The sequence below is a fragment of the Actinotalea fermentans genome (genome assembly GCF_007991475.1).
GTDB classification, from domain to species: domain Bacteria; phylum Actinomycetota; class Actinomycetes; order Actinomycetales; family Cellulomonadaceae; genus Actinotalea; species Actinotalea fermentans.
This window is the reverse complement of the sequence record NZ_BJYK01000018.1, coordinates 1-2,064: the sequence shown is the minus strand read 5'-3', so window position 1 is coordinate 2,064 and position 2,064 is coordinate 1. Positions and strand designations below refer to the sequence as shown.

General features: G+C 73.5%; 1 pseudogene. It reads left to right on the top strand.

Annotated elements, in window-relative coordinates:
* Positions 1-188: 188 nt before the first annotated feature.
* A pseudogene (locus AFE02nite_RS17200) lies at positions 189-2,064 on the top strand (hypothetical protein); the annotation flags it as partial.

Below are 2,064 nucleotides of genomic sequence, written 5' to 3'. Positions count from 1 at the left end.
CCCTGACCGTGCCGAGGACCTGAGACTCGGCAGCTCGTCCATTCCTTCGGCGAAGGCGGGTTCAGGTCAGCGGCCCGCGAGCCGATAAGGGACGTGTCAGGGTCGGCGCGGCTCGCTCCTCCCTGTCGGTGTCCGGGTCCCTCCGCCCTGGGTCGGGGGGAGGGTCGACCATCGAGGTCAGGGGAGAAGTGCCCACTCGTCTGCTGAACTTGCTCGCTGTTGCCGTGCTCGTGTTCGCTCCCGGCGGGGCCGTCTCCGCCGCAGCCGAGAACGCCGGGCTGGCCACGTCGGCGGCCACGCCCGACGTGGCCGACACCGTCGTCGAGCCTGCACCGGCGAGCGACGAACCGTCGGCCACCCCGTCGGCGACCCCGTCGGCCACGCCCGAGGCGCTGGACAGCGACGGTGGATCCGCGCCGGAAGGTGCCGGCGCCGACGAGCAGGAGAGCGCCGCGGCGCCTGTGCCTGGCGCGGCGGCGCCCGAGCCAGGGGCGGCGGACGCGGAGCCCGGGGCGGCGGATGCGGAGCCCATGGTGCTGGTGGGCGAGGTCGTGCGCGTCGCCGTCGAGGTGTACGACGGCGAGGCTTTCGAGGCCACAGCTGTGGTGGCCGAGAGCGGGGACGCCCTCCAGGTCGCCGAGGCGGACCTGGCGGGTGTTCCGGCGGGGGCGACGGTCGAGATCACGACGACCGCTGCGTCGGTCGCCGACGGCGCGGACGCCCCGCTCGAGGCCGATGGCGGAGCGGACGTGTCCGAGGTCACCGTCCTGGCCCCGGCGGAGCTCGCCGCGGTCGAGCCGACCGTGGCGAGCCTGGCCGGCCCCTCGTCGCGTACCGTCGACGTCCTCGCGGGGGCGCTGCCCGGTCAGACCCCGTCGGTGATGCCGTCGACCCTGGCGGACATCGTCACCACACAGGTCGCGCCGTTCTGGCGTGAGTCCACGGGGAGCGCGGTGCAGTTCCAGGTCGGCGACCAGCTCGCCGTCGGGACTTACTCGGGCTGGAGCACGAGCGAGGGTTGCACGACGTCGCAGATCCTCGGCTTCCTCAGTTGGGCGGGCGAGCGGGCCGGGGTGGCCTCGAGCGGGACCGGCGAACACGTGGTCGTGCACACGCCGCGCTGGAACGCGTGCGGGTTCGCGGGCGTCGCGCACGTCGCGAACGGCGGCGTGGCCTGGCTCAACGGCTACACGACCTGGAGCGTCATGGCCCACGAGCTCGGGCACACGCTCGAGCTCGGTCACTCGAACTCACGCACCGGGTGCACCGGCGGCGACTACTCCGCGATTGCCTGCCGGAACGGCGAGTACGGCGACGCTTACGACGTCATGGGCACGTCGGTGGGCGGGACCGGGCCGCTGGGTGCAGCCCACCTGGCCACCCTGGGTCTCATCTCGAGCTCGAACGCCGTGATCGCGAGCGGTCCGGTCACGGCGACGCTCGCCCCGGTCGGAGGCCTGACTGGTCAGCGGTTCCTCACCTTCGCCACGGGAGGTGCGACCTACTACGTCGAGTACCGCGCCGCAGTCGGACGTGACGCCGACCTCGCGACGTCCCGCGGGGGTTGCCCCGCGGGCGTCCAGGCATGCAGTGGAACCACCAGGTACGTGCCGGGTGTCGTGGTCCACAGGGTGGACGGCGTCCCGTCCAGGGGTTCGGACTCGTACTTGCTCGCCTTGCCGGGGGAGAGCTTCGTCCTGCCCGTGGGCGGATGGTTCGCCACGCCCGACGACGCGTTCGCCGTCCAGGTCACGGGTATCGGCTCGGGGGGGGCCACGGTCCGGCTCGTCCGCGGCGCCGACGCCCCGCTCGGCGTGCTCGACGGCGGACCTCCCGTGGGCAACCTGGAGTCCGCCCAGGGTGTGGCCGGGGGAATCCGTCTACGCGGTTGGGCGCTGGACCCCGACACGGCGGCGTCGACCTACGTCTGGGTGAGCGTCGAAGGTGCGGGTCGGCCGGTGCTGGCCAACGTGTCGCGACCGGACGTGGCGAGCGCTTTCCCGCAGCACGGTGCGTCGCACGGGTTCGACGTGGTGGTTCCGGCGCAGGGCGGTGCCCGCGGGG